The sequence below is a fragment of the Pseudotabrizicola sp. 4114 genome (genome assembly GCF_031457365.1).
GTDB lineage: Bacteria > Pseudomonadota > Alphaproteobacteria > Rhodobacterales > Rhodobacteraceae > Pseudotabrizicola.
In genome coordinates this window covers 735,280-758,260 of sequence record NZ_JAVDWP010000001.1, presented here as the reverse complement: position 1 = coordinate 758,260, position 22,981 = coordinate 735,280, and the positions used below count along the sequence as shown (strand labels likewise).

The following is a 22,981-nucleotide window of genomic DNA, read 5'->3' as shown; positions in this document are numbered from 1 at the left end:
TGATTAAAAATCGACGGAAAATCCCGCAGCGACAGGCCGGGGCTGCGCCCATCCGCCTCTTGCAGTGACGCGGTGGGAAGGGCATATCAAAGGCAACACCAGTTCAACCAAGGGGCCACCCATGACCACCTTCGACGACCGCGAAAATGCCTTTGAAAACAAGTTTGCCCATGACGCAGAAATGCAGTTCCGCGCCGAAGCCCGCCGCAACAAACTGGTTGGTCTGTGGGCAGCCGGGTTGATGGGCAAGTCAGGGGATGACGCCACCACCTATGCGATGACCGTGGTCGAGGCCGATTTCGAAGAGGCCGGGATCGAAGATGTCGTGCGCAAACTGACCGCCGATCTGGCCGGAAAAGCCAGCGATCACGAAATCCGCGCCAAGATGGCCGAGATGCTGATCGCGGCCAAAGCGCAGTTGATGACCGAACTCTGATCCTGCTCCGGCGGATCTGCGTCCCAAACCGGCTCAGGCCGCCCTCCGGGGCGGCTTTTGCCTGAGTGCCCCGCAGGAATTGGATTTGCCTCCGGCCCCCGCTTCTGGCATTCCGATCTCAACCCTTTCAAGCCGAGGTCCCGATGTTGCAAGATGCCCTCTCCAAGCTGCTTTCCACCCGCGACTGGCTGATGGCCGATGGCGCAACCGGGACCAACCTGTTCAACATGGGGCTGTCCTCGGGCGAGCCGCCGGAATTCTGGAATATTGATCAGCCGGACAACATCCGCGCGCTGTATCGCGGCGCGGTCGAGTCCGGGTCGGACATCTTTCTCACCAACACCTTTGGCGGCAATGCCAGCCGGCTGAAGCTGCATCAGGCCGAAGGTCGGGTGCATGAGTTGAACCGTGTTGGCGCGGCGCTGGGGCGCGAGATTGCCGATGCCTCGGGCCGGACAGTGGTCGTCGCAGGCTCCGTCGGCCCGACGGGAGAGATTTTCGAGCCGATGGGCACGCTGACCCATGCCCGCGCGGTCGAGATGTTTCACGAACAGGCCGAAGGTCTGAAAGCGGGCGGCGCAGATGTGCTGTGGATCGAAACCATCTCTGCGCCCGAAGAATACAAGGCCGCCGCCGAGGCGGCAGCCCTCGCTGGCATGCCGTGGTGTGGCACCATGAGCTTTGACACGGCGGGGCGCACCATGATGGGCACCACATCAGCCGCGATGGCTGAAATGGTCGAGAAACTGGTCAACCCGCCGCTGGCCTTTGGCGCAAACTGCGGCGTCGGGGCCTCGGACCTGATGCGCACCGTGCTGGGCTTTGTCTCCACCGGCAGCGAACGCCCGATCATCGCCAAGGGCAATGCCGGGATTCCGAAATATCACGACGGGCACATCCATTACGACGGCACGCCAGAGCTGATGGGCGAATATGCGGTGCTGGCGCGCGATGCCGGGGTGCGCATCATCGGCGGCTGCTGCGGCACCATGCCAGAGCATCTGAAGGCAATGCGCAAGGCACTGGAAAACACCCCCAAGGGCCCGCGCCCGACGCTGGAAGACATCTCGGCCAAGCTGGGCGGGTTCTCGTCAGCCTCGGATGGCACCGGCGATACCTCGAACGACCCGAAGCGTGAGCGTCGGAACCGCCGGGGCTAGAACCGTTTTTCTGCGAAAAACCGGCAGGCACGATCTTTCTGCGAAAGATCACGTCCCGCAAGGTTTTCGCAGAAAACCTGTTCTTCCGGATTTTCGCAGAAAATCCGTCGCGGTCAAAACAGCGCCAGCTGATCCCCCGCCCGGGACGGTGGCCGGAACAGATCACAGCGCAGCGGCGGCATCTGTCGGTTCAGCCCCAGCCGCGCCACCGCCTTGTCAAAGCGTTGCCGGGTCAGGTCGGCCCAGATCCCTTCGCCGCGCATCCGCCGCCCCCATTGCGCGTCATAGTCCTTTCCGCCGTGCATCTCGCGCACCCGCGCCATCACCTTGGCCGCACGGTCCGGCACATGCTGCGCCAGCCAGTCCTGAAACAGCGGCGACACCTCGCGCGGCAGACGCAGCGCGATCCAGCTGGCGGCCTGCGCCCCCGCATCGCGGCAAGCACTCAGGATCTGCTCCAGCTCCCGGTCGGTCAGCCCCGGTATCACCGGCGCCACCATCGCGCGCACCGGAATCCCAGCCTCTGACAGCCGCCGGATCATCGCCAGCCGCCGCGCGGGCGCAGGCGCGCGTGGCTCCAGCCGTCGTGACAGATCCGGGTCCAGCGAGGTCACCGAAATCCCCACCCGCAGCAAGCCCTGCGCCGCCATCGGGGCCAGAATGTCGATGTCCCGCTCGATCAGCGTCCCCTTGGTGGTGATTGCAACCGGATGCTGAAACTCTGCCAGCACCTCCAGCACCTGCCGCATCAGCAGGTGCTCTGATTCGCAGGGCTGGTAAGGGTCGGTATTGGTGCCCAGAGCCACCGTCGCCACGCGGTAGGCCTTTGCCCGCAATTCCCCCGCCAGCACGCCGGCAATCCCCGGCCGGGCGATCAGCTTTGTCTCGAAATCCAGGCCCGGCGACAGGTTCAGATAGGCGTGGCTGGGCCGCGCAAAGCAATAGACACAGCCATGCTCACACCCCCGGTACGGGTTCACCGAGCGGTCAAACGGCAGATCGGGCGAGCGGTTGTAGCTCAGCGCCGAGCGTGGCCGCTCTTCCCTGATCTCGGTGCGCAACAGCCGCTCGTCTTCGGCGATATCCCAGCCGTCATCGACCCGCTCCCGGCTTTGCGCTTCAAACCGCCCCACTGCATTCGACGCGACACCCCGCGCGCGGATCCGCTGGCCGGCCATGACTGTGGGATCAGGATCTGACATGCCCCGGACCATGAACGTATCGTGAACATTTTTCAACCCCTTCTGCCACCTCGACCCGCCACTGTCGGCTTTCAGTCGGGGCATGTCGTAAACCGCAAAGTCGCGAAACCGATTTGGCCTCATGCAGGCTGCAAGACATCCCGCCGCAGGAGCGTACCCCATGGCCGACGACGACATCATCCTTGCTGATCTTTCGGATGACGAACTTGTGCTGCAAATGCACGACGACCTTTACGACGGCCTGAAAGAAGAGATCGAGGATGGCGTGAACATCCTGATCGGTCGCGGCTGGACCCCCTATGACGTGCTGACCAAGGCACTGGTGGCGGGCATGACCATCGTGGGCAACGACTTCCGCGACGGCATCCTGTTCGTGCCCGAGGTGCTTCTGTCGGCCAATGCCATGAAATCAGGCATGTTCATCCTCAAGCCGCTGCTGGTGGAAACCGGCGCGCCGCGCATGGGCAAGATGGTGATCGGCACGGTCAAGGGCGACATCCACGACATCGGCAAGAACCTCGTCGCGATGATGATGGAAGGCGCGGGTTTCGAAGTGCTGGATCTGGGCATCAACAACTCGGTCGAGAAATACCTTGATGCGCTGGAGGCGGAAAAGCCCGATATCCTCGGCATGTCGGCGCTGCTGACCACCACCATGCCCTATATGAAGGTCGTGATCGACACGATGAAGGAAAAGGGCCTGCGCGACGATTACATCGTGCTGGTCGGTGGCGCGCCGCTGAATGAGGAATTCGGCAAGGCCATCGGCGCCGACGCCTATTGCCGCGATGCCGCCGTCGCGGTGGAAACCGCCAAGGCCTGGGTCGCGCGCAAGCATAACCAGCTCAATGCGTAACCGCTGACCTGACCGGCAACAGCCCCGGCGTCGCTGACGACCGGGGCTTTTTTGTTGGACTTGGGGCTTCACATTTCTGCCATGAACACCCACATTCCCCTCAGGAAAAGGAGTATCCCATGCCCCTCCCCCTGTTTCTGGCGATGCTGGCCTTTGTGATCACCGCAGCAGGCGCGACCATCGCCCTTGCTGTGTGGGTGCAGGTGCCGATGATGGCCCTCGCTCTCGCCGCCCTTGCCGGCAGCCTGATGCTGGGGCTGCGCCAGTGGCGCTGACGCCACCCGATGATGCGACCCTGACCACCACCGGCCTGTCCCTCAGCGGCCCCTTGTCCACCGCGGACCGGGTTCTGCTGATCGCCTGCGGTGCCCTCGCGCATGAGATATTGGCGCTGAAGCAGCAAAACCACTGGTCGCATCTTGATCTGCAATGCCTGCCCGCCAACCTGCACCTCTGGCCCGACCGCATTCCGGCGGCGGTGGAGCAGGCGGTGGCCGCGCATCGCGCTGCCTATGACCAGATCTTCATCGTCTACGCCGATTGCGGCACCGGCGGCTTGCTGCAGGCCAAATGCGCCGAGTTGGGCGTGCAGATGGTCGAAGGCCCGCATTGCTACAGCTTTTTTGAGGGCAACGCCGCCTTTGCCGCCAAGGCCGAGGAAGAGTTCACCGCGTTTTACCTCACCGATTTTCTGGTGCGCCAGTTCGATGCCTTTGTCTGGCGTCCCATGGGGCTGGACCGCCACCCCGAGCTGCGCGACATGTATTTCGGCAATTACACCAAACTCATCTATCAGGCGCAAACCAACGACCCCGCGCTGGACGCAAAGGCCGCCGATTGCGCCGCCCGGCTGAACCTCGCCTACGAGCGGCGCTTTACCGGCTATGGCGACCTCGCCACCGCGTTGACACAGGTTGCAGGCGCGCCAGCCGCCCCGTAACTTGCGCCTCAGCCGGAGGATGCAATGAGCTTTGAAACCGCCCTGCCCGATCTCGCCTTTCTGGGCGACCGCCTGAGCACTGCGCGGGCGGTGCTGGATCATCACCGCCAGTCCGAAAGCCATATCCGCAGCCGCGCCCCCGATGCGGTGGCCTTTCCACAAACCACGGCCGAGGTGGCACAGATCGCCACCATCTGCACCCGCCACCGCATGCCGATGACCGGCTGGGGCGCGGGCACCTCGCTCGAAGGCCACGCGCTCACCCCTCAGGGCGGGCTCACGGTCGATTTCAGCCGCATGGCCGCCGTTCTGGCGGTTCACCCCGAGGATATGCGGGTGGTGGTGCAACCCGGCCTCACGCGCGAAGCGCTGAACACCGAGTTGCGCGCCACCGGCCTGTTCTTCCCGGTCGATCCCGGCGCGAATGCCAGCCTTGGCGGCATGGCGATGACCCGCGCCTCCGGCACGACGGCGGTGCGTTACGGCACCATGCGCGACAACGTGCTGGCGCTGGAGGTGGTTCTGGCCGATGGCCAGATCATCCGCACCGGTTCCGCCGCCCCGAAATCCTCCGCCGGTTATGATCTCACCGCGCTGATGGTCGGCTCCGAGGGCACGCTGGGCCTGGTCACCGAACTGACCCTGCGGCTGCACGGCCAACCCGAAGCGGTGTCTGCCGCGATCTGTGCCTTTCCCGACATTGCCAGCGCTGTTGATTGCGTCACCACAACCATCCAGATGGGCCTCCCGATGGCGCGGATCGAGTTTCTCGATACCGAGACCGTCGCCGCCTGCGCCGCGTGGTCCGGGCAGACCATGCCCGCCGCGCCCCATCTGCTGGTCGAATTCCACGGCAGCCCGGACGGGGTGGCGGAACAGGCCACCCGCTTTGGTGACATTGCCCGCGACCATGGCTGCAGCGGCTTTCACTGGGCCAATCAGCCCGAAGACCGCGCCCGGCTGTGGAAGATGCGGCATCAGGCCTATCCCGCCATCCTCGCCAGCCGCCCCGGCTGCACCGCCATCGTCACCGATGCCTGCGTGCCGATCTCCCGCCTTGCCCAAGCCGTGCAGGAGACCCGCGCCGACATTGCCGCCACCCCCATCCCCGGCCCGATCCTCGGCCATGTCGGCGACGGCAATTTCCACGCCATCCTGCTGATCCGCCCCGACGATCCGAATGAGCTTGCCATCGCCAAACAGCTCTCCTCCCGCATGGCCGAGCGCGCCTTGCGCCTTGGTGGCACCATCTCGGGCGAACATGGCATCGGCATGGGCAAGCTGTCACACATGACCGCCGAACACGGCCCCGCCTGGGCAGTAATGGGGGCAGTAAAGCAGGCGCTTGACCCGCAAGGCCTGATGAACCCCGGAAAGCTGGTGCCGCAATGACCCAAGCCGCCGATTTTCCCCGCGCCTTTGCCACCGCCTTCAGCGCCCAGAATGCTCAGGCCATCGCCGCCCTGTTTGCCGAGGATGGCAGCTTTCACGCCCTGACCGGCCACTGGGCCGAAGGCCGCAGCACCATCGCCAAGGGTATGGAACAGGAATTTGCCGGCCTGTCGCGCATGGCCCGGCTGGTCACCGGCAAGACCGCGCTGCGCCCGCTTGGTCCGGGAGCTGCCGTGCTGCACCAGCGCTTTGTCGTCACCGGCCTGCGCGATGCGAGTGGCGCGGAACTGCCGCGCATCGGCGCCCTGCTCACCGCCGTTCTGGTGGCCAAAGGTGACGGCTGGCTCGCCCTCACCGCCACCTTCGCCATGGTCGAAGGCTGACCCCGGCCCCAGAGGACCGGCCTGCGCATTGCACCTTTCTGAAATACTCCCGCGCGGAGCGCTCTTTCTCTGCCCACTGCCGGTCTGCGCGAACAGCGCAGGGGTTCCGGGTCCCGCCCTACCCCAAGAGCGCCCGCGCCGCCTCGCGCGCGGCGTCGCTGACGGTATCGCCCGACAGCATCCGCGCAATCTCTTCGACCCGCTCGGCAGCCGACAAGGCGTAGACGGTCGACAGCGTCTGCCCGGCCTCGACCCGCTTTTCCACGCGCCAGTGATGCGCGCCCAGGGCCGCGACCTGTGGGCTGTGCGTCACCACCAGCACCTGTGCGGTATCTGACAACAGCTTCAGCCGCCGCCCGACCGCATCGGCGGTGGCCCCGCCCACGCCGCGGTCGATCTCGTCAAAGATCATCGTCAGCCCTTCGGCCTGCGCGGTCAGGCAGACCTTGAGCGCCAGCAGAAACCGGCTCAGCTCGCCGCCCGAGGCAATCTTGTTCAACGCGCCCGAGGGCGCGCCCGGATTGGTGGCCACGGTAAACGTCACCTCATCCGCGCCGTCGGGGCCGTCTTCGCCGCGCGTGACGGCGGTGACAAACACCGCCCGCTCCATCTTGAGCGGCGCCAGTTCCGCCGCCATCGCCCGGTCGAGCCGCGCCGCCGCCTCGCGCCGCGCTGCGGTCAGGCGTGCAGCCTCGGCGCGCCAGGCCGCCTCGGCTTCGGTCACCGCCTGCTGCAAAGCGCCGATCCCGGCCTCGCCATTGTCCAGCGCCTGAAGGCGCGCCCGCAGCTCAGTTGCAAAGCCGCCCAGATCATCGGGCAGCACGCCATGCTTGCGCGCCAGCGCCCGGATCGCGAACAGCCGCTCTTCCGCCGCTTCCAGATCTCCGGGGTTCACGTCCAGCCCGGCGAGGCAGGCCTCGACCCCGGCCTGCGCATCCGACAGCTCGATCAGCGCGCGCCCGATTGCTGCCAGCGGTGCCTCCAGCGCGCCCTCGGCCTTGTCGGCAGCGCCTTCCAGCCAGCGGGTCGCATCGCGCAAGGCGGCCTCTGCCCCGTCCTCTGACAGCATCTGCAAGGCACGGGCGACATCGGCGCGAATGCGCTCCGCCCCCTGCATCGCGCGCCTGCGCGCGTCCAGCGTGGCCTCTTCGCCCGGCTCGGGGGCCAGCTTGTCCAGCTCGGCCACCGCATGGCGCAGATAGTCTTCTTCCGCCCGCGCCGCCGTCAGCGCCGCCTCGGCCTCGGCCAAGGCCGTGCGCGCCACCCGCGCCGCCGCCCAGGCCCGGCGCGAGGCTGTCAGGTCGAGCCCGGCAAAGGTGTCGAGCAGCGCCCGATGCCCGCGCGGGTTCAGCAAGCCCCGGTCATCATGCTGGCCATGCAGTTCCACCAGCACCTCGGACAGGGCGCGCAGCACCTCTCCCGACACCCGGCGGTCGTTGACGAAAGCCGTCTTGCGGCCATCGGCTGTATTCACCCGGCGCAGGATCAGGTCATCCTCGGCCTCGATCCCGGCCTCTTCCAGCACGCTGCGCGCGGCGTGGCCGGGGGGCAGATCAAACACCGCCGTCACCTCGCCCTGCGTGGCCCCGGCCCGCACCAGCTCGGCCCGGCCGCGCCAGCCCAGCACAAACCCCAGCGCATCGAGCAGGATCGACTTGCCCGCCCCGGTTTCACCGGTCAGCACATTGAGACCGGCCGCCAGATCAAGGGTCAGCCGATCAATGATCAGCACATCGCGGATATCAAGCGAACGGAGCATAGGTTTTCCCGTAGGGCGGGGTTCACCCCGCCGTGATCACAGCCACTCGCCCTTGATCATCTGACGATACACCTGGCTCAGCCAGCTGTCGCCCTGCGCCTCGGGTGCCAGACCCCGGCCCTTCAGCAGGCGGAAGCTGTCGTCATAGAATGGCGAGGACTGATAGTTGTACCCCAGAATGGCCCCTGCCGTCTGCGCCTCGGCCGTCAGGCCCAGCCCCAGATAGCCCTCGACCAGCCGGTGCAGCGCCTCGGCGGTGTGGGTGGTGGTCTGGAAATCCTGCACCACGGTCCGGAAGCGGTTGATCGCGGCGGTATAATTGCGCCGTTTCAGGTAATAGCGCCCGATCTCCATTTCCTTGCCGGCCAGATGGTCAAAGGCCAGCTCGAATTTCAGCATGGCAGAGCGGGCGTAATCGCTGTCAGGATACTGCTCGATCACCTGACGCATGCTTTGCAGCGCCTGAAAGGTCAGGCCCTGATCGCGGCCAACTTCGTCGATCTGGTCATAATAGGACAACGCCATCAGATAAGACGCATAGGGCGCATCATCATCGCCGGGATAGCTGTCGAGAAAGCGCTGCGCGGTCGAGCGCGCCTCTTCATATTCCTTGGCCTTGTGCTGGCTGAAGGCCTGCATGATCAGCGACCGCTTGGCCCATTCGGAATAGGGGTACAGCCGCTCCACTTCCTGGAAATAGCGGATCGCGTCTTCGGGTTTTGACCCGGTTTCCAGCTCCAGCTCGCCCTGTTTGTAAATCTCTTCGGCAGTGTAGCTGTCCAGCGGTCGCTCTTGCGTCCGCGACCCACACGCCGAGAGAATCGACAGAACGAGCGCGATGCTCAGCCATTTCGCGCCCGATTTTCCGACTGCCATCGTCTGCCTATCCATCAAACCACCCGGAACGCACGCTGTCTGCGGCGCGGTTTCCGCCCTGTTGCAGACCTCCTAGCACAGAAAAATCCGCTGCGCAAAACGCCTTTGCGCCTAAGATCACAACCCTGTCAGGCCGTTGCGGGAAGGTCGCTGCGATGCACACCCATGCCGGGCAGTTTTCCAACGGTCAGGGCGCTGCATTCCATCATCCGCCAAGCGGTCAGATCGGCGAACAACGCCACCAGCAGGCGGTTGGTCAGCGCGTGGCCGGCGCGGATGCCGGTGTAACGGCCCAGAATCGGCCCACCTGCCAGATAGAGATCGCCCATCGCATCCAGCATCTTGTGGCGCACCGGCTCGTCCTCGTGGCGCAGGCCGCCCGGCGACAGCACGCGGTCGCCCTCGAACACCACCGCATTGTCAAGTGTGCCGCCCAGGGCCAGCCCACGTGCGCGCATCGCATCGACATCGGACTGACGGCAAAAGGTGCGGCTGTCGGCCAATTCGCGCACAAACGCGCCGTTGGACAGGTTCAGATGCTTGGCCTGAAATCCGATGGCGGCTTCGTCGAACTGAATGGAAAAGTCGATCTCCAGCATATCCGCCGGGTCCAGACGGGCTATCGCCTCGCCCTCACGCACCTCAACCGGTTTGACCACGCGGATCGCCCGCACCGGGGCGGATTGTTCGATCAGCCCCTTGGCCAGAAAGCCATCGACAAAGGCGAGCGCCGAGCCATCCAAGATCGGCACTTCCGGTCCGTCAATTTCGATCACGGCGTTATGGATCGCACAACCGGCGAGCGCCGCCATCACATGCTCGATCGTCGACACCTCGACGCCCGCCGCATTGCGGATCAGCGTGCACAGCCGCGACGGCACCACCTGATCCCAGCGCGCCGCAATCATCGGATCGCCCGAGGTCACATCCACGCGCTTGAACCAGATGCCGTAATCTGCCGAAGCAGGCCGCACCACCATGCGCACGGGCGCGCCGGAGTGCAAACCCCGACCTTCAAACACCACAGCGGATTTCAGCGTATTCTGCAAAGTCAGACCCCTGGTCGTCGTATAAGGTTAATCTCAGGTTAAGCCGCCCACCAACGCCGCGCGGGCGGCGAAAGTTGCGGCAGTGTTCCATGACATTGAATTAAGGATTTATGAAGCCAAAGCCAACTCACGGTTTATGTCGGTTCGTGACAGAAAGAATGAGCCGTAAATCTTTGATTAAAAACAAGAAAGCCCGCACACAGTGCGGGCTTTCCGATAATTGTTACAACCGTTTCTCAGTTCGCCTGGCGGCGCAGAAACGCGGGGATCTCGATCCGCTCCTGATCAGCGCTCAGTTCCGGCTCGTCGTCGTAGGACGTGACCGGCGGCTGCTGGCGGCCGGGGGCCGGACGCTCGGATGCCGCCTGCTCATGGCCACCACCGGCCATGCGGTTGATCAGCGACCCGATGCCAAAGCGCGGGCGGGCCTGCTCGGCGGCCTTTTGCGCAGGAGCGGGTTGCGGCGCGGCAGCGGCCGGGCGCGGTGCGGCGCCCTGCCCCGGACCACGCGAAACAGCAGCCTGCAACCGGGCCAGAGCCTCGGGCGACGGGGTGCCAGCGGCGCGCGGGCGCGGCGCGACAAAGGCCGCTGCATCGTCATGCATCGGCACACCGCGCGACGGCGCGGCAGCCGCAGGCTGCGGGCGATAGGCCGGAGCTGGCAGTTCGTCGCTGTGCTCTTCTGCATAAGGCGCGCGGGCGGCAACAGGGTCGAACAGCTGCTGCTGTTGCGGGGCCGGAGCGTGCTGAACCGGCTGCGGTGCCGGTTGTGGCGCAGGCGTCATTGCAGCGTGCTGCACCGAAAACGCGGGCTGCTGTGCCGGGGCCTCAGCCGCAGGGGCGGTCAGGTGCGACGGCAGCGGGGCCGCCATCGACCGGCGCGCCACCGGGGTTTCAGCCTTGGCCACCGCCACGTCGATGCCGGTTGCGACAACCGACACGCGCAGCATGCCTTCCATATTGGTATCCAGCGTCGAGCCGACGATGATGTTCGCGTCCGGATCGACCTTTTCGCGGATGATGTTCGCGGCCTCGTCCAGCTCGAACAGGGTCAGATCGTAGCCGCCCGTGATGTTGATCAGCACGCCTTTTGCGCCGTTCAGGCTGATCTCGTCCAAGAGCGGGTTGGCAATCGCCTTCTCTGCCGCCTGAACCGCGCGATCCTCGCCCGACGCTTCGCCGGTGCCCATCATCGCCTTACCCATCTCGTCCATCACCGCACGCACGTCGGCAAAGTCGAGGTTTATCAGGCCCGGGCGCACCATCAGATCGGTCACGCCTTTGACGCCCTGATACAGCACGTCATCGGCCATGGCGAAGGCTTCGGTAAAGGTGGTGCGCTCATTGGCCAGACGGAACAGGTTCTGGTTCGGGATGATGATCAGCGTATCCACAACCTTTTGCAGCGCCTCGATGCCGTCTTCGGCCTGCTTCATCCGCTTGGCGCCTTCGAACTGGAAGGGTTTGGTCACAACGCCGACGGTCAGCACACCCAGCTCCCGCGCGGCCTGCGCGATGATGGGTGCTGCCCCGGTGCCGGTGCCGCCGCCCATGCCGGCGGTGATAAAGCACATATGCGCGCCCGCCAGATGATCGACGATTTCCTCAATGGTCTCTTCCGCTGCGGCAGCACCCACTGTCGGGCGGGCCCCTGCGCCCAGACCCTCGGTCGCCTTGATCCCCATCTGGATCTTCGACGTTGCCTTGGATTGCTGCAGGGCCTGTGCATCGGTATTGGCCACGACGAACTCCACCCCTTCAAGGTTTTGTTCGATCATGTTGTTGACCGCGTTGCCCCCTGCACCACCGACACCAAACACGGTGATCCGGGGCTTCAGCTCTTCGCGCTGCGCGTTCACGATGAAGTTGAGTGCCATTGCCTATCCGCCTGTCTTTTTGTTGTGCCGCCAGTGGTCGTCTTGCCGCCGCGTCTGATGTCTTGATCGGGGTTGCGCGCCTGTCCCGGGCGCGTTTACCCTCGAATTACCCCCTAGAATATCCACATGCCTGCCAGTCGTCACTCAAAAAAGCACCCAGACCCCACAAAATATGGGGTTTGTTGCAACTATTTCAGCGGGATTTCGCCACTCACGCAGGATATTGGGGTCACCAGTTGTCTTTGAACCATTTCACCACCCGCTTGAGCGACCGCGCCGGGTAGCGTTCGGCCGGAATTTCGAAATCCCACCATTCGTCCTGCGGATGCGCCGCGAACAGACACAGCCCCACGGTCGATGAAAACGCGGCCCCCGTCGCCGCCTGTGGCAGCCCCTGCACCCGCAGCGGGCGGCCCAGACGGACCCGCTGACCCAGAATGCGGCTCGCCAACCCGTCCAGTCCGGGGATCTGGCTTGCCCCCCCGGTCAGCACGATCTGCTGGCTGGGCAGGCTGTCAAACCCTGCCGCATCCAGACGCGCGCGCACCTCTTCCAGAATTTCCTCGACCCGGGGCCGCATGATGCCGATCAGCTCGGCCCGACTGACCTGCCGGCGGTCTTTTTCCCAGTCGCCGCTATCGCCGCCGACCTCGATCATCTCGCGGTCATCCATGCCGGTCGCCTGCACGCCGCCATGTTTGGTCTTGATCCGCTCGGCCACGGCCATCGGCACCATCAGACCCTTGGAGATGTCAGAGGTGACATGATCGCCGCCCATCCGCACCGCATCGGCAAAGATCATGTGCTTTTTCATGAAGACCGAAATCCCGGTCGAGCCGCCGCCCATGTCGATGCAGGCAGCCCCCAGCTCCTGCTCGTCCTCGACCAGGGCCGAGATGCCCGAGACATAGGCCGAAGACGCCATCCCCGCCAGTTCCAGATCACAGCGCTGAATGCAATGCAGGATGTTCTGCACCACGTTGCCGTCGATCGACAGCAGGTGCATGTCGGTCGCCAGCCGATTGCCGATCTGCCCGCGCGGATCGCCAAGGCCCGAGCGGTGATCCAGCGCAAAGTTCACCGGCTGCGCATGCAGCACTTCGCGGTCCTGTCCGATATCAGGCATGTCACAGGCCGACAGCACACGGGCCACGTCCTGCTCGGTCACGACCGAGTCTTCCAGATCAATCTCACCGGCCAGACCATAGCTGCGCGGCTCGGCGCCCGAGAAACAGGCGATCACATGATCCACCCGCACATTGGCCATCTTCTGCGCCGCCTGCACGGCGGTGCGCACAGCGCGCTCGGTTTCTGCCATCACCGCGATTTCGCCAAAGCGCACCCCGCGCGACCGCGTGGTGGCGGCCCCGATCACCCGGAACGACGACTGCCCGGCCATCGGCCCCACGGTATCGTCGCCAAAGCTGTCCACCCCGTCAAAACGCAGGATCAGGCAGGCAATCTTTGATGTGCCGATGTCCAGAATGGCAATGACGCCGCGTTGCATGGCGGCGCGGCGCATGTTCCGCATGGCGCGCTGCGCCTGATAGAGGTCGGTCATAGCTGGCTCCCGCTGGTGTCGATGCCCTGTGATTGCCGCAACTGGTTCAGCGCAAAGGGCGCCAGACGCAGCACGGGGCGATGGTCGGTTCTCAGGTCCACGGTCAGAATATCGCGCCCCAGCAGATCACCCGCCTGATGCAGGGCGATCAGCCGTTCAATGGCGGCAATCGGTTTGTCGGCGGGCAGCAGAATGCGCTGGTTGCGGTCCAGAACCACATCCCAGCGCCGCTCCCCCACCCGCACCAGCCCGCGCACACGCGACGCAATCGGGGCGGCCGCGGCCAGCAGGGCCAGGGCTTCGGGCGTGGCACTGTCCGCCGCATCCCCGGCGATGACCGGCAGATCGGGACGGTCGCTGCGCGCGCCAAGGCTCGCCACCCGGTGCCCGGTCGCATCCAGCATCTCGATCCCGTCCGCCGTGCGCCACAACAGCGCGGGTTCGCGTTCGGTAATCGCCACCTCCAGCACCCCGCCCGAGCGCACGATCAGATCGGCGCGCGCAATCGCATCCAGTTCCTGAATCCGCGCCCGCGCGACGCCAAGGTCAATATCAAACGACGATTGGGGCAGCTTCAGATCCAGCCGCGCCCGCACCACATCGGCCAGCTCCGGCGAGGCCCCGACCACCGAGACCAGACCCACCATGAACTCGGGCCGGTTCTGAAACTGGGTGCGGATTTCGGTGATCCCGCCCGCAATCGCCTCACGGCGGCCCTCATCGGCCAGGATGATCCCGACCACCGACGCCAGCACAAAGGTCGGCACGCCCACCCGGAACATCACCCGGAACAGCGGCGTCAGCCACAGACGCTGCATCCGGTACGCCCAACGCGATGGTGCCGGATCGCGGCGCAGCGGAATGGCGGCCAGTGGCGGCGGCTGACGGCGGGGCGCGCTCAGCGGTTGCATGACGCATCCTCCACAATCCAGGCGCAAAGCTGCGGGAACGGAATGCCCATATGCGCCGCCTGCTCGGGCGACAGCGAGGTGGGGGTCATTCCCGGCTGGGTATTGGTTTCCAGCAGGATCAGCCCCGCCAGCCCCTTGGATTCATCCCAGCGGATATCGGTGCGGCTCAGGCCCCGGCACCCCAGCGCCCGATGCGCGCGCAAGGCATAGTCCAGACAGGCCGCCTCAATCTCGGCGGGGATCTTTGCAGGCACCTCATGACGGCTGCCGCCCGGTTTGTATTTGGCATCATAATCATACCAGCCATCGGTCAGGATATCGGTCACGCACAGCGCCTGGTCATCCATCACCGAAATCGAAAACTCGCGCCCCGGCGCATAGGCCTCGACCATCACCTGCTCGGGCATTGCGGCCGCCAGACGCGGCGCGTTGCTGCCCGGATGCACGATATAGACGCCGACCGACGAGCCTTCGTTGTTCGGCTTGACCACATAGGGCGGCGGCAGCACATGTCCCGCCTCGACCGAATCCCGCGACACGATTACCGAGTCTGCCACCGGCAGACCGGCGGCGCGGTACACCTCTTTGGTGCGCTGCTTGTCCATCGCCAGCGAAGACGCCAGCACACCGGAATGCGTGTACGGAATCCGCAACCATTCCAGCAGACCCTGCACACAGCCGTCTTCGCCCCAGCGGCCATGCAGGGCGTTGAACACGACATCCGGTTTGATTTCGCTCAGCCGTGCGGGCAGGTCCGGGCCGGCATCGACCTCGACTACGTCATATCCCGCCTCGCGCAGCGCATGTGCACAGGCATTGCCTGTGGACAAGGAAACCTCCCGCTCAGCGGATGGCCCACCCATGATAACCGCCACGCGGGACACCTTGCCAGATGTTCCCGCCATTTACTGCCTCTCGGGTCACATTTCGGACCCTTATTCTTGTTATTTTGCGGCCAGTTGGCTGTTACGCTTCGCCGATCCGCATGATTTCCCACTCTAACGTGATCCCGCTGGTTTGGAAAACCTTTTTTCGCACCTCTTCGCCCAGATTTTCCAGATCAGCGGCAGTTGCGCCACCGGCGTTGATCAGGAAATTTGAATGCATCTGGCTCATCTGCGCCCCGCCCAGCGTCGCACCGCGCATTCCGGCGTCATCAATGACTTTCCAGGCCTTCAGCTCATGGCTGTCATCCGCCCGCCCGGTCGAGGAATGCCCGACCGGATTACGAAAAGTTGATCCGGCGCTGCGCTCTTTGGTCGGCTGGCTGGCGTCGCGCTTGGCAAGCTGCTCCTCCATCCGCTGCTGCAAGGCTGCCGGATCACCGGCAGGCGCACGGAACGTGGCACTCACCACAACCGCCCCCTCTGGCAATTGCGATTGCCGGTAGCGCAGATCCAGCGCGGCGGCGGGCAGCACCTCGATCTGGCCCGCCCGCGTGACGATCCGCACCTCTTGCAGCACATCCGCCACATATGACCCGTAGCACCCCGCGTTCATCCGCACAGCACCACCGATGCTGCCCGGAATGGTGCGCAGAAAGGTCAGGTCCAGCCCCGCCTCGGCCGCGCGGCGTGCCACATGCGCATCCAGCGCCGCCGCCCCCGCCGTCACCCGGTCACCGTCAATCGTAATGCCGTTGAAGCCACGCCCCAGCCGGATCACCACCGCCCGCAAGCCGCCATCGCGCACGATCAGGTTCGACCCGACCCCCATCGGGAACACCGCCACATCGCGTGGCGCCTCCGCCAGAAACCCCGCCAGATCATCTTCATCCGCAGGCTGGAACAGCCAGTCCGCCGGGCCGCCGACGCGCAGCCAGGTCAGATCAGCCAGGGCTCGGTTGGGGGTCAGGGTGCCGCGGGGGGTGGGAAGAGTCTGGGTCATGCCCCTAGCTACCCGCGCGCGCGCCCCAATGACAAGACCCGGCCCGTATGAAAACGGGCGCAGCAATGTGCTGCGCCCGCCTCAGGCCGTACATTCAATCAGACTCACAGATACCTCACAGATACACAGTCAGCCTGTCGATTTGGTGCGCCTTACAGCCAGTAAGGGGCCACACCGTAGTATTCATGGCTGCGCTGCTGCCAGTCGCGGTTTTCACGCCAGCTTGCTTCTTGAGCCGGAGCGTTCTCAAGCTGCTCTTTGGTCAGGTCGGTGACATAGCCTTCACGCGCCGTGTCATATTTCAGCTTGCCGAACGGGATGGCATGATGATCGCTGCCAATTCCCAGAAAGCCGCCGAATTCCAGAACGCCGTACACCGCTTTGCCCGACGACGTGTCAATCATCACATCATCAATATGGCCCAACTCATCGCCAGCCGGGCTGTAGACGCGGGTGCCCTGAATGGTTTTGCCAGAGATCAGCGAATTGCCGATGGCACGGGTCGAGGTGGTGTCAGCATAGGTTTGGGTTTGCATAGCAAGTCCTCCTTTGACGCAGACGCGGCCAAGGGTGGCCATCTGTCTGCCAGATGCTGAATAAACGACCGAACCGCCCAGAGGTTCCAGCTTTCCTGTGCTTTCCCCGAGGTCAGGGCCATTCTGCGCTGCGCTATCCCAAGTTTTCATTCCGGCTGCTGCCGTTCAGGCTTGGCGGAACTTTGCTGCACAGCCCGGCGTTACACATCATGACGCTTTTCAGAACCAAAGGAGAAAGCCATGGCCTTCCCATACTTGCGTTCCACCATTGTCCCGCTTGCTGTCGGCTGTTTTGCCGGTGTCGCCGTCATTGCCGGCCTGACGGCAGGGCTATACGGCTGGCAGCTCTTTGCCGTCGCCGGCATCATCGGCCTTGCCGGGGGCATCCCGTTCGGGCTGTGGAGCACACGGCGCATGCGCGCCACCACGCCGCTCGCGCGCCCCGAAAGCCCGACGATGGATCCAAGCGCCTCGATCCGCGAAGTTGACCCGCGCCGCGCCGAACCCTACCCCCCGGCCCCGGATCAGGGGCGGGCCTGAACGCAAAACCGGCGGATCACTCCGCCGGTGTGCCGGTCCGACCCTTGAGCCAGCGCCAGAAGTGGATCAGCGGCCAGCGCAACACGCTTGCCCCCGCCGCAAGGATCAGCAGGCCCCAGATCGGGCCGCTTTGCGCCGTGACCCAGCCCACCAGCGGAATGCCGATGGCGATCAGCACATAAGCCGCGCGCCAATGGTGATCCTTGCTGGGAAACATGGCGATGACATTTGCCGCCACCAGCCACACAAGCGCGGCGGTCAGCGCCGGGGTCATGCCGCTTTCCCCACCAGCTTGGCGGGGAGATTGTTGGCCCAGGTGCTGATCGTCCCGGCCCCAAGGCAAACAAACATATCGCCGGGCCGCGCCTGTTCGCGGAACAGGCGGGCAAGATCGGCCTCATCCATCACCGCGCGGGCATGGCGATGGCCGTGGGCAATCAGCCCGGCCACCAGATCATCGCGGCTGGCCCCCGGAATGGGGTCTTCGCCCGCAGCATAGACTTCTGAAATCGCAACCACATCTGCCTCGTTGAAGCAGGTGCAGAAATCCTCGAACAGGCTCGACAACCGGCTGTAACGGTGCGGCTGATGCACCGCGATCACCCGGCCCTTGGTCGATTGCCGCGCCGCGCGCAGCACCGCCGCAATCTCGACCGGGTGGTGGCCATAATCGTCGATGATGGTCACGCCATTCACCTCGGCCACCTTGGTAAAGCGCCGGTTGACCCCGGCAAACCCCGCCAGAGCCTCGCGGATCTCGTCCTTTTTCATGCCCAGATGCCGGGCCACGGCAATCGCCGACAACGCGTTCGAGACGTTGTGATCGCCGGGCATCGGCAGCACACAACCTTCAATTTTCGAACCTTCGTCCTCGTTATTCAGCAGCACATCAAACAAGGCGCTGCCATTTTCGAACCTCAGGTTCACCGCCCGCACATCGGCCTGCGCGTTGAAGCCAAAGGTGACGATCCGACGATCCGCCACCCGGCCGACCAGCGCCTGCACCTCGGCATGGTCGGTGCAGCACACCGCCAGCCCGTAAAACGGAATATTGGACACGAAATCGAGGAAGCCTTTGCGCAACGCATCAAAGCTGCCCCAATGCTCCATATGCTCTGGGTCGATGTTGGTGACGATGGCAATCGTGGCCGGCAGCCGGTTGAACGAGCCGTCAGATTCGTCCGCCTCCACCACCATCCACTCGCCAGCCCCGGCGCGGGCATTGGACCCATAAGAATGGATCACGCCGCCGTTGATCACGGTCGGGTCAAACCCGCCCTTGTCCAGCAGCGTCGCCACCATCGTCGTCGTGGTGGTCTTGCCATGCGTGCCCGCCACCGCGATGTTGGACCGCATCCGCATCAGTTCCGCCAGCATCTCGGCCCGGCGCACCACCGGCAGCTTGCGCCGCCGCGCCTCTTCCAGCTCGGGGTTGCCCTTCTTGATGGCCGAAGAAATCACGATCACCGCCGCAGCACCAATATTCTCTGTTGCCTGCCCCTCGAACACCGTGGCCCCCAGCGACACCAGCCGGTCGGTGATCTTGCTGGCCTTGGAATCCGACCCTTGCACGGTATAGCCCAGCGTCATCAGAACTTCGGCAATGCCAGACATGCCAATGCCGCCGATACCGACAAAATGGATCGGCCCCAGTTCAAGGGGAAGTTTTGTGGCCGCATTCATTGCGGGGCTCCTTCTGCGAGGGCTTCGACAAGCGCCACCAGGCGTTCGGTGGCATCGGGACGGCCTTGGCTCAAGGCATTGGCGGCCATCCGGTTGGCGGCGTCGGGCTGCGACAGCACCGCCGCCATGTGGCCGCTGAGGCTTTCGGCGTCAAGCACCTTTTCCGGGATCACGATCGCAGCCTCTGCGCCGCCCAACCCGCGCGCATTGGCGGCCTGATGGTCGCCGGTCGCGTGCGCATAGGGGATCAGGATCGCCGGACGCCCGATCACCGAAATGTCAGCAATCGAAGATGCCCCCGCGCGCGAGATCACCAGCTGCGCCTCGGACAGGCGGGCCGGAATGTCGCTGAAAAACGGTTTCACCTCGGCCCGGATGCCCGCCTGCACATAAGCGTCAACCACGCGGTCAAGATCTTCGGCCCGCGCCTGATGCGCCACCCGCAGATTGCGCCGGATCGCATCGGGCAGCAGCGCCACCGCCACCGGCACCACCTCGGACAATATCCGCGCGCCCTGAGAGCCGCCGATCACCACCAAGGACATCGGGTAATCGCCGGGCGCGATATAGCCCGCCCCTGCGCGGTCCAGCACCGCCAGCCGCACCGGGTTGCCGGTATGCACGCCGGTCACCCCTTCGGGCAGATCGGTCGGCCAGGTGCCACAGGCCACGGTGTCAACGCGTGGCGCAAACAGCGCATTCACCCGCCCCAACACCCCGTTCTGCTCATGAATCATGCGAGGCCGCTGCAACACCCAGGCCGCCGCCAGCGCAGGGATCGTCGGATAACCGCCAAACCCCACCACCACCGCAGGCCGGTCGCGCAGCTGCGCCACCACCGCCCCCAGCACACCGCCCGCGATGCGGAACGGCACCAAAGCCTTGGCGAGGGCCCCGCCCCGCGCGAAGGTGGCCGAGGCCACCTGCTCTACCTGAACCACATGCGGAAAACCGCCCGCATAGCGCGCCCCGCGCGCATCGGTTGACAGCTTCACCCGCCAGCCCCGGCGCACCATCGCCTCGGCCAGCGCCTGCGCGGGGAACATATGCCCCCCGGTGCCACCGGCTGCGATCAGAAGCAGTTTTCCCTGTGCCATCAGCGGCCCCTGCGGAGGATATCGCCAATCTCACCCTGCGGGCGCGTGCGCGTCAAGGCCAGCAGCATCCCCACCGTGATGCCCGCCGCAATCACCGACGACCCGCCATAGCTGACAAAGGGCAGCGTCATCCCCTTGGCGGGCAACAGCCGCACCGCAACCCCCATGTTGATCATCGCCTGCACCCCAAAGATACAGGCCAGCCCGGTGCCCGCCAGCCGGATGAACGGATCCCGCTCGCGCATCAGCCGGAACAGGCTGCGCACGACGATGGTGCCGTACAGCGCCAGAATGACCAGCACCAGAATAAGCCCGTATTCCTCGGCCGCGACCGCGATGATAAAGTCGGTGTGCGCATCGGGCAGGGTCCATTTCACCTGCCCCTCACCCACGCCGACGCCAAAAAAGCCGCCCTCCTGAATGGCGTTGGTGGCATAACCGATCTGGCTGCGCGGGTCGATCTCCGGGTTCAGAAAGCCGTCGATCCGGCGGGCAAAGTGCTCGCTGCTTTCATAGGCAATGGTGCCGCCAAAGGTGACGATGCCCAGAATGATGCCGATCAGCGTGATCGGTGCCCCGGCCACGAAATAGATCACCCCCCAGCCAAACAGGATCAGCGCCGCCTGACCGAAATCGGGCTGGATCGCCAGCAGCATCACCACCACAAAGGTCAGAGCGAACGACACCGATTTGCCGGGCGGCCCGTTCAGATCCTGACTGGCCGCCATCATCCAGGCGACAATCACCATGAAACCGGGCTTCAGGAACTCCGACGGCTGCACCGAGGCAAAGCCAAAGCTGAACCAGCGCACCGCCCCCTTGCCAAAATCCGTGCCAAAGAACGGCAGCAGCATCAGTGCCACAAAGGCTCCGGCAAAGCCGATCACGCCCAGACGGCGGATCATCACCGGCGGCATCATCGACACCCCGGCCATCGCCAGCAGCGCGATCACGCCAAACACGGCCTGTCGCTGCACATAATAGAAATCATTCAGCCCGTTGCGGCTGGCCAGCGGCACGCTCGCGGCAAGGCCCAGCAGCAACCCGATGCCAAACAGCACCATGATGGCCGTCAGCGACCATTTGTCGATGGTGCGCCACCAACGGGGCAACACCGGCTCTGTCACCCGAACGGGACTGGAGCCATAGACCATTTCAGTCATGGGATAACCGCCTGTAACGTCTGCTCTGCCGATTGCCCGTTTGCCGGGTCTGTCTGAAACTCTAACCGGGAACGTCCCGCAAAGCCAGCAGAAAGCTGCTCCACAGCATGCCCTCTTCGCTCACAGCCCCGTCACCGCAGCACCGGGTCCGGCCGCGGAAATCCTGCCGCCTGCGGATCTGCGCGCCCTACCCGGGACAGCTCTGCGCGAAGGGCTTTGCTGCTTGCCAAATACTCCCGCCGGAGGCTCTTCTCCGGCCCCCAGGGGCCTCAGCCGCCAGTCAGCGCCTTCACCTGCGCCACAAAATCCTCGCCCCGCTTCTCGAAATTGGGGTACTGGTCAAAGCTGGCCGCCGCCGGGGCCAGCAGCACCACCTCGCCTGCCTCGGCTTCGGCCGCCGCCCGGGCCACGGCCTGCGCCATGGTCTCGCAGATCTCATGCGGGGTCTCGCCCAGTTGCAGCGCAAAGTCGCGGGCCGAATGGCCGATGAGGTAAGCCTTCACCACTGCGCCAAGGTGCGGCTGCAGCGCCGCGATCCCGCCGTCCTTGCCCATCCCGCCCGCAATCCAGCGGATGCGCGGGAACGCCTGCAAGGCCTTGGCCGCGCTGTCGACATTGGTGGCCTTGGAGTCGTTGACAAAGCGCACCCCGCCGCGCTCGCCCACCAGCTGGCTGCGGTGCGGCAGCCCGGCGAACGAGCCGAACGCGCCCTCGATCATCTTCGGCGCAATCCCCAGCGCCCGGCACGCCGCATAGGCGGCGCAGGCGTTCTGGTGGTTGTGGGCGCCCGGCAGACCCGACACCTCGCGCAGATCAATGCTCGCCACCTGCCGCCCCTTGCGCCATTCCGACAGGAACCCCTTGCGGGCAAAGACGCTCCAGCCGAACTGGTCCAGCTTCTGCCCCGACGAGATCCGGATCACCCGGTCGTCCTGCGGCCCCATGCCCATCTGATTGGCCAGAAACTGGCCCTCGACCTCATCCACGCCGATCACCGCGCGGTCTGGCCCGCCTTCGGAAAACAGCCGCCGCTTGGCGGCGAAATAGCCGCCCATGCCGTGATGCCGGTCCAGATGGTCGGGCGACAGGTTGGTGAAGACCGCCACATCCGGCGTCAGCGCGCGGGCAAGGTCGGTCTGGTAGCTGGACAGTTCCAGCACCACCACCTCGCCATCCTGGGCCGGGTCGATCGACAACACCCCCTTGCCGATGTTGCCCGCCATCTGCACCGGCCGCCCCGCCACCTCCAGAATATGGTGGATCAGCGCGGTCGTGGTGGATTTGCCGTTCGAGCCGGTCACGCAGACCACGCGCGGCATGGTCTCGAAGTCCTCCCAGTCCGAGGTGGCAAAGCTGCGGAAGAACAGGCCGATGTCATTGTCCACCGGCACACCCGCCTCCAGCGCGCGGGCGAGGATCCTGTTCGGCGTGGGGTAAAGATGCGGGATGCCGGGGCTGGTGATCAAGCAGGTCACACCGTCAAAGGCGTTGGCGCGGCTCAAGTCGGTGAGGGTGAAGCCCTCGGCCTCCGCCTTGTCGCGCGCCTCGGGGCTGTCGTCCCACAACAGCGGCTCTGCCCCGCCCGCGATCAGCGCGCGGGCGGTGGCGAGGCCAGAGCGGCCGAGGCCCAGAACGGCGACCTTTGCACCTGCGTAGCCCTTGACTGGAATCAT

Annotated in this window: 23 protein-coding genes; 8 read left to right on the top strand and 15 right to left on the bottom strand. The window is 65.1% G+C overall.

The window, feature by feature from the left end; translation table 11 throughout:
* Nucleotides 1–121 precede the first annotated feature (121 nt).
* Together J2X53_RS03760 and bmt are read left to right on the top strand one after the other, a co-directional pair.
* Complete coding sequence (locus J2X53_RS03760; RefSeq protein WP_349036112.1) at nucleotides 122–436, top strand: DUF1476 domain-containing protein; 315 nt, start codon at nucleotides 122–124, stop codon at nucleotides 434–436.
* A gap of 146 nt (nucleotides 437–582) precedes the next feature.
* On the top strand, nucleotides 583–1,596 hold the full coding sequence (gene bmt, locus J2X53_RS03755; RefSeq protein ID WP_349036304.1) for a betaine--homocysteine S-methyltransferase: 1,014 nt from the start codon (nucleotides 583–585) through the stop codon (nucleotides 1,594–1,596).
* Nucleotides 1,597–1,709: 113 nt separating this feature from the next.
* Here bmt and J2X53_RS03750 read toward each other — a convergent pair whose 3' ends face one another.
* Nucleotides 1,710–2,798, bottom strand: coding sequence for a PA0069 family radical SAM protein (locus tag J2X53_RS03750; protein WP_349036111.1), 1,089 nt, complete (start codon nucleotides 2,796–2,798; stop codon nucleotides 1,710–1,712).
* Between the two features lie 160 nt (nucleotides 2,799–2,958).
* Here J2X53_RS03750 and J2X53_RS03745 point away from each other — a divergent pair, with 160 nt between their 5' ends.
* From J2X53_RS03745 to J2X53_RS03725, 5 genes are all read left to right on the top strand, one after another.
* On the top strand, nucleotides 2,959–3,654 hold the full coding sequence (locus J2X53_RS03745) for a B12-binding domain-containing protein (protein ID WP_349036110.1): 696 nt from the start codon (nucleotides 2,959–2,961) through the stop codon (nucleotides 3,652–3,654).
* Between the two features lie 119 nt (nucleotides 3,655–3,773).
* On the top strand, nucleotides 3,774–3,929 hold the full coding sequence (locus tag J2X53_RS03740) for a hypothetical protein (RefSeq protein WP_349036109.1): 156 nt from the start codon (nucleotides 3,774–3,776) through the stop codon (nucleotides 3,927–3,929).
* A 20-nt stretch (nucleotides 3,930–3,949) separates the two neighbouring features.
* Nucleotides 3,950–4,594 carry a DUF1638 domain-containing protein gene (locus J2X53_RS03735; RefSeq protein WP_349036303.1) on the top strand — a complete coding sequence of 215 codons (645 nt, stop codon included), beginning with the start codon at nucleotides 3,950–3,952 and terminating at the stop codon, nucleotides 4,592–4,594.
* 24 nt (nucleotides 4,595–4,618) lie between these two features.
* Nucleotides 4,619–5,986, top strand: coding sequence for an FAD-linked oxidase C-terminal domain-containing protein (locus tag J2X53_RS03730; protein ID WP_349036108.1), 1,368 nt, complete (start codon nucleotides 4,619–4,621; stop codon nucleotides 5,984–5,986).
* A complete protein-coding gene (locus J2X53_RS03725) occupies nucleotides 5,983–6,369 on the top strand; it encodes an SgcJ/EcaC family oxidoreductase (protein WP_349036107.1) in 387 nt (128 codons plus the stop codon). Before J2X53_RS03730 ends, J2X53_RS03725 begins: the two co-directional genes overlap by 4 nt.
* 118 nt (nucleotides 6,370–6,487) lie before the next feature.
* On the opposite strand, the gene recN is transcribed toward J2X53_RS03725, so the two are convergent.
* The 9 genes from recN to J2X53_RS03680 form a co-directional block, all read right to left on the bottom strand.
* Nucleotides 6,488–8,128 (bottom strand): DNA repair protein RecN, encoded by a 1,641-nt coding sequence (recN, locus tag J2X53_RS03720; RefSeq protein ID WP_349036106.1) that lies wholly within the window; start codon nucleotides 8,126–8,128, stop codon nucleotides 6,488–6,490.
* 36 nt (nucleotides 8,129–8,164) lie between these two features.
* Complete coding sequence (locus tag J2X53_RS03715; protein WP_349036105.1) at nucleotides 8,165–9,004, bottom strand: outer membrane protein assembly factor BamD; 840 nt, start codon at nucleotides 9,002–9,004, stop codon at nucleotides 8,165–8,167.
* A 128-nt stretch (nucleotides 9,005–9,132) separates the two neighbouring features.
* The gene (lpxC, locus tag J2X53_RS03710; protein ID WP_349036104.1) at nucleotides 9,133–10,053 is read right to left on the bottom strand and encodes a UDP-3-O-acyl-N-acetylglucosamine deacetylase; all 921 of its coding nucleotides are present in this window, start codon (nucleotides 10,051–10,053) and stop codon (nucleotides 9,133–9,135) included.
* Between the two features lie 236 nt (nucleotides 10,054–10,289).
* Nucleotides 10,290–11,930, bottom strand: a complete 1,641-nt coding sequence (gene ftsZ, locus J2X53_RS03705; RefSeq protein ID WP_349036103.1) for a cell division protein FtsZ — start codon at nucleotides 11,928–11,930, stop codon at nucleotides 10,290–10,292.
* A gap of 229 nt (nucleotides 11,931–12,159) precedes the next feature.
* The gene (ftsA, locus tag J2X53_RS03700) at nucleotides 12,160–13,491 is read right to left on the bottom strand and encodes a cell division protein FtsA (protein WP_349036102.1); all 1,332 of its coding nucleotides are present in this window, start codon (nucleotides 13,489–13,491) and stop codon (nucleotides 12,160–12,162) included.
* Entirely contained in the window at nucleotides 13,488–14,402 is a 915-nt protein-coding gene (locus J2X53_RS03695; RefSeq protein ID WP_349036101.1) for a cell division protein FtsQ/DivIB, read from the bottom strand. The genes ftsA and J2X53_RS03695 overlap by 4 nt, the downstream gene beginning before the upstream one ends.
* Nucleotides 14,390–15,307 carry a D-alanine--D-alanine ligase gene (locus J2X53_RS03690; protein ID WP_349036100.1) on the bottom strand — a complete coding sequence of 306 codons (918 nt, stop codon included), beginning with the start codon at nucleotides 15,305–15,307 and terminating at the stop codon, nucleotides 14,390–14,392. Before J2X53_RS03690 ends, J2X53_RS03695 begins: the two co-directional genes overlap by 13 nt.
* Before the next feature lie 61 nt (nucleotides 15,308–15,368).
* On the bottom strand, nucleotides 15,369–16,289 hold the full coding sequence (murB, locus tag J2X53_RS03685) for a UDP-N-acetylmuramate dehydrogenase (RefSeq protein ID WP_349036099.1): 921 nt from the start codon (nucleotides 16,287–16,289) through the stop codon (nucleotides 15,369–15,371).
* A 152-nt stretch (nucleotides 16,290–16,441) separates the two neighbouring features.
* Entirely contained in the window at nucleotides 16,442–16,825 is a 384-nt protein-coding gene (locus J2X53_RS03680; protein ID WP_349036098.1) for a PRC-barrel domain-containing protein, read from the bottom strand.
* Between the two features lie 240 nt (nucleotides 16,826–17,065).
* Between J2X53_RS03680 and J2X53_RS03675 the strand changes: the two genes are divergently transcribed.
* Complete coding sequence (locus J2X53_RS03675; RefSeq protein WP_349036097.1) at nucleotides 17,066–17,365, top strand: hypothetical protein; 300 nt, start codon at nucleotides 17,066–17,068, stop codon at nucleotides 17,363–17,365.
* A gap of 16 nt (nucleotides 17,366–17,381) precedes the next feature.
* On the opposite strand, the gene J2X53_RS03670 is transcribed toward J2X53_RS03675, so the two are convergent.
* From J2X53_RS03670 to murD, 5 genes are all read right to left on the bottom strand, one after another.
* A complete protein-coding gene (locus tag J2X53_RS03670) occupies nucleotides 17,382–17,639 on the bottom strand; it encodes a DUF2484 family protein (RefSeq protein WP_349036096.1) in 258 nt (85 codons plus the stop codon).
* Complete coding sequence (murC, locus tag J2X53_RS03665; RefSeq protein WP_349036095.1) at nucleotides 17,636–19,048, bottom strand: UDP-N-acetylmuramate--L-alanine ligase; 1,413 nt, start codon at nucleotides 19,046–19,048, stop codon at nucleotides 17,636–17,638. Before murC ends, J2X53_RS03670 begins: the two co-directional genes overlap by 4 nt.
* Nucleotides 19,045–20,145 carry a UDP-N-acetylglucosamine--N-acetylmuramyl-(pentapeptide) pyrophosphoryl-undecaprenol N-acetylglucosamine transferase gene (locus J2X53_RS03660; RefSeq protein ID WP_349036094.1) on the bottom strand — a complete coding sequence of 367 codons (1,101 nt, stop codon included), beginning with the start codon at nucleotides 20,143–20,145 and terminating at the stop codon, nucleotides 19,045–19,047. Before J2X53_RS03660 ends, murC begins: the two co-directional genes overlap by 4 nt.
* Nucleotides 20,145–21,308, bottom strand: a complete 1,164-nt coding sequence (gene ftsW / locus J2X53_RS03655) for a putative lipid II flippase FtsW (protein ID WP_349036093.1) — start codon at nucleotides 21,306–21,308, stop codon at nucleotides 20,145–20,147. The genes J2X53_RS03660 and ftsW overlap by 1 nt, the downstream gene beginning before the upstream one ends.
* Before the next feature lie 269 nt (nucleotides 21,309–21,577).
* Nucleotides 21,578–22,981 carry a UDP-N-acetylmuramoyl-L-alanine--D-glutamate ligase gene (gene murD / locus J2X53_RS03650; RefSeq protein ID WP_349036092.1) on the bottom strand — a complete coding sequence of 468 codons (1,404 nt, stop codon included), beginning with the start codon at nucleotides 22,979–22,981 and terminating at the stop codon, nucleotides 21,578–21,580.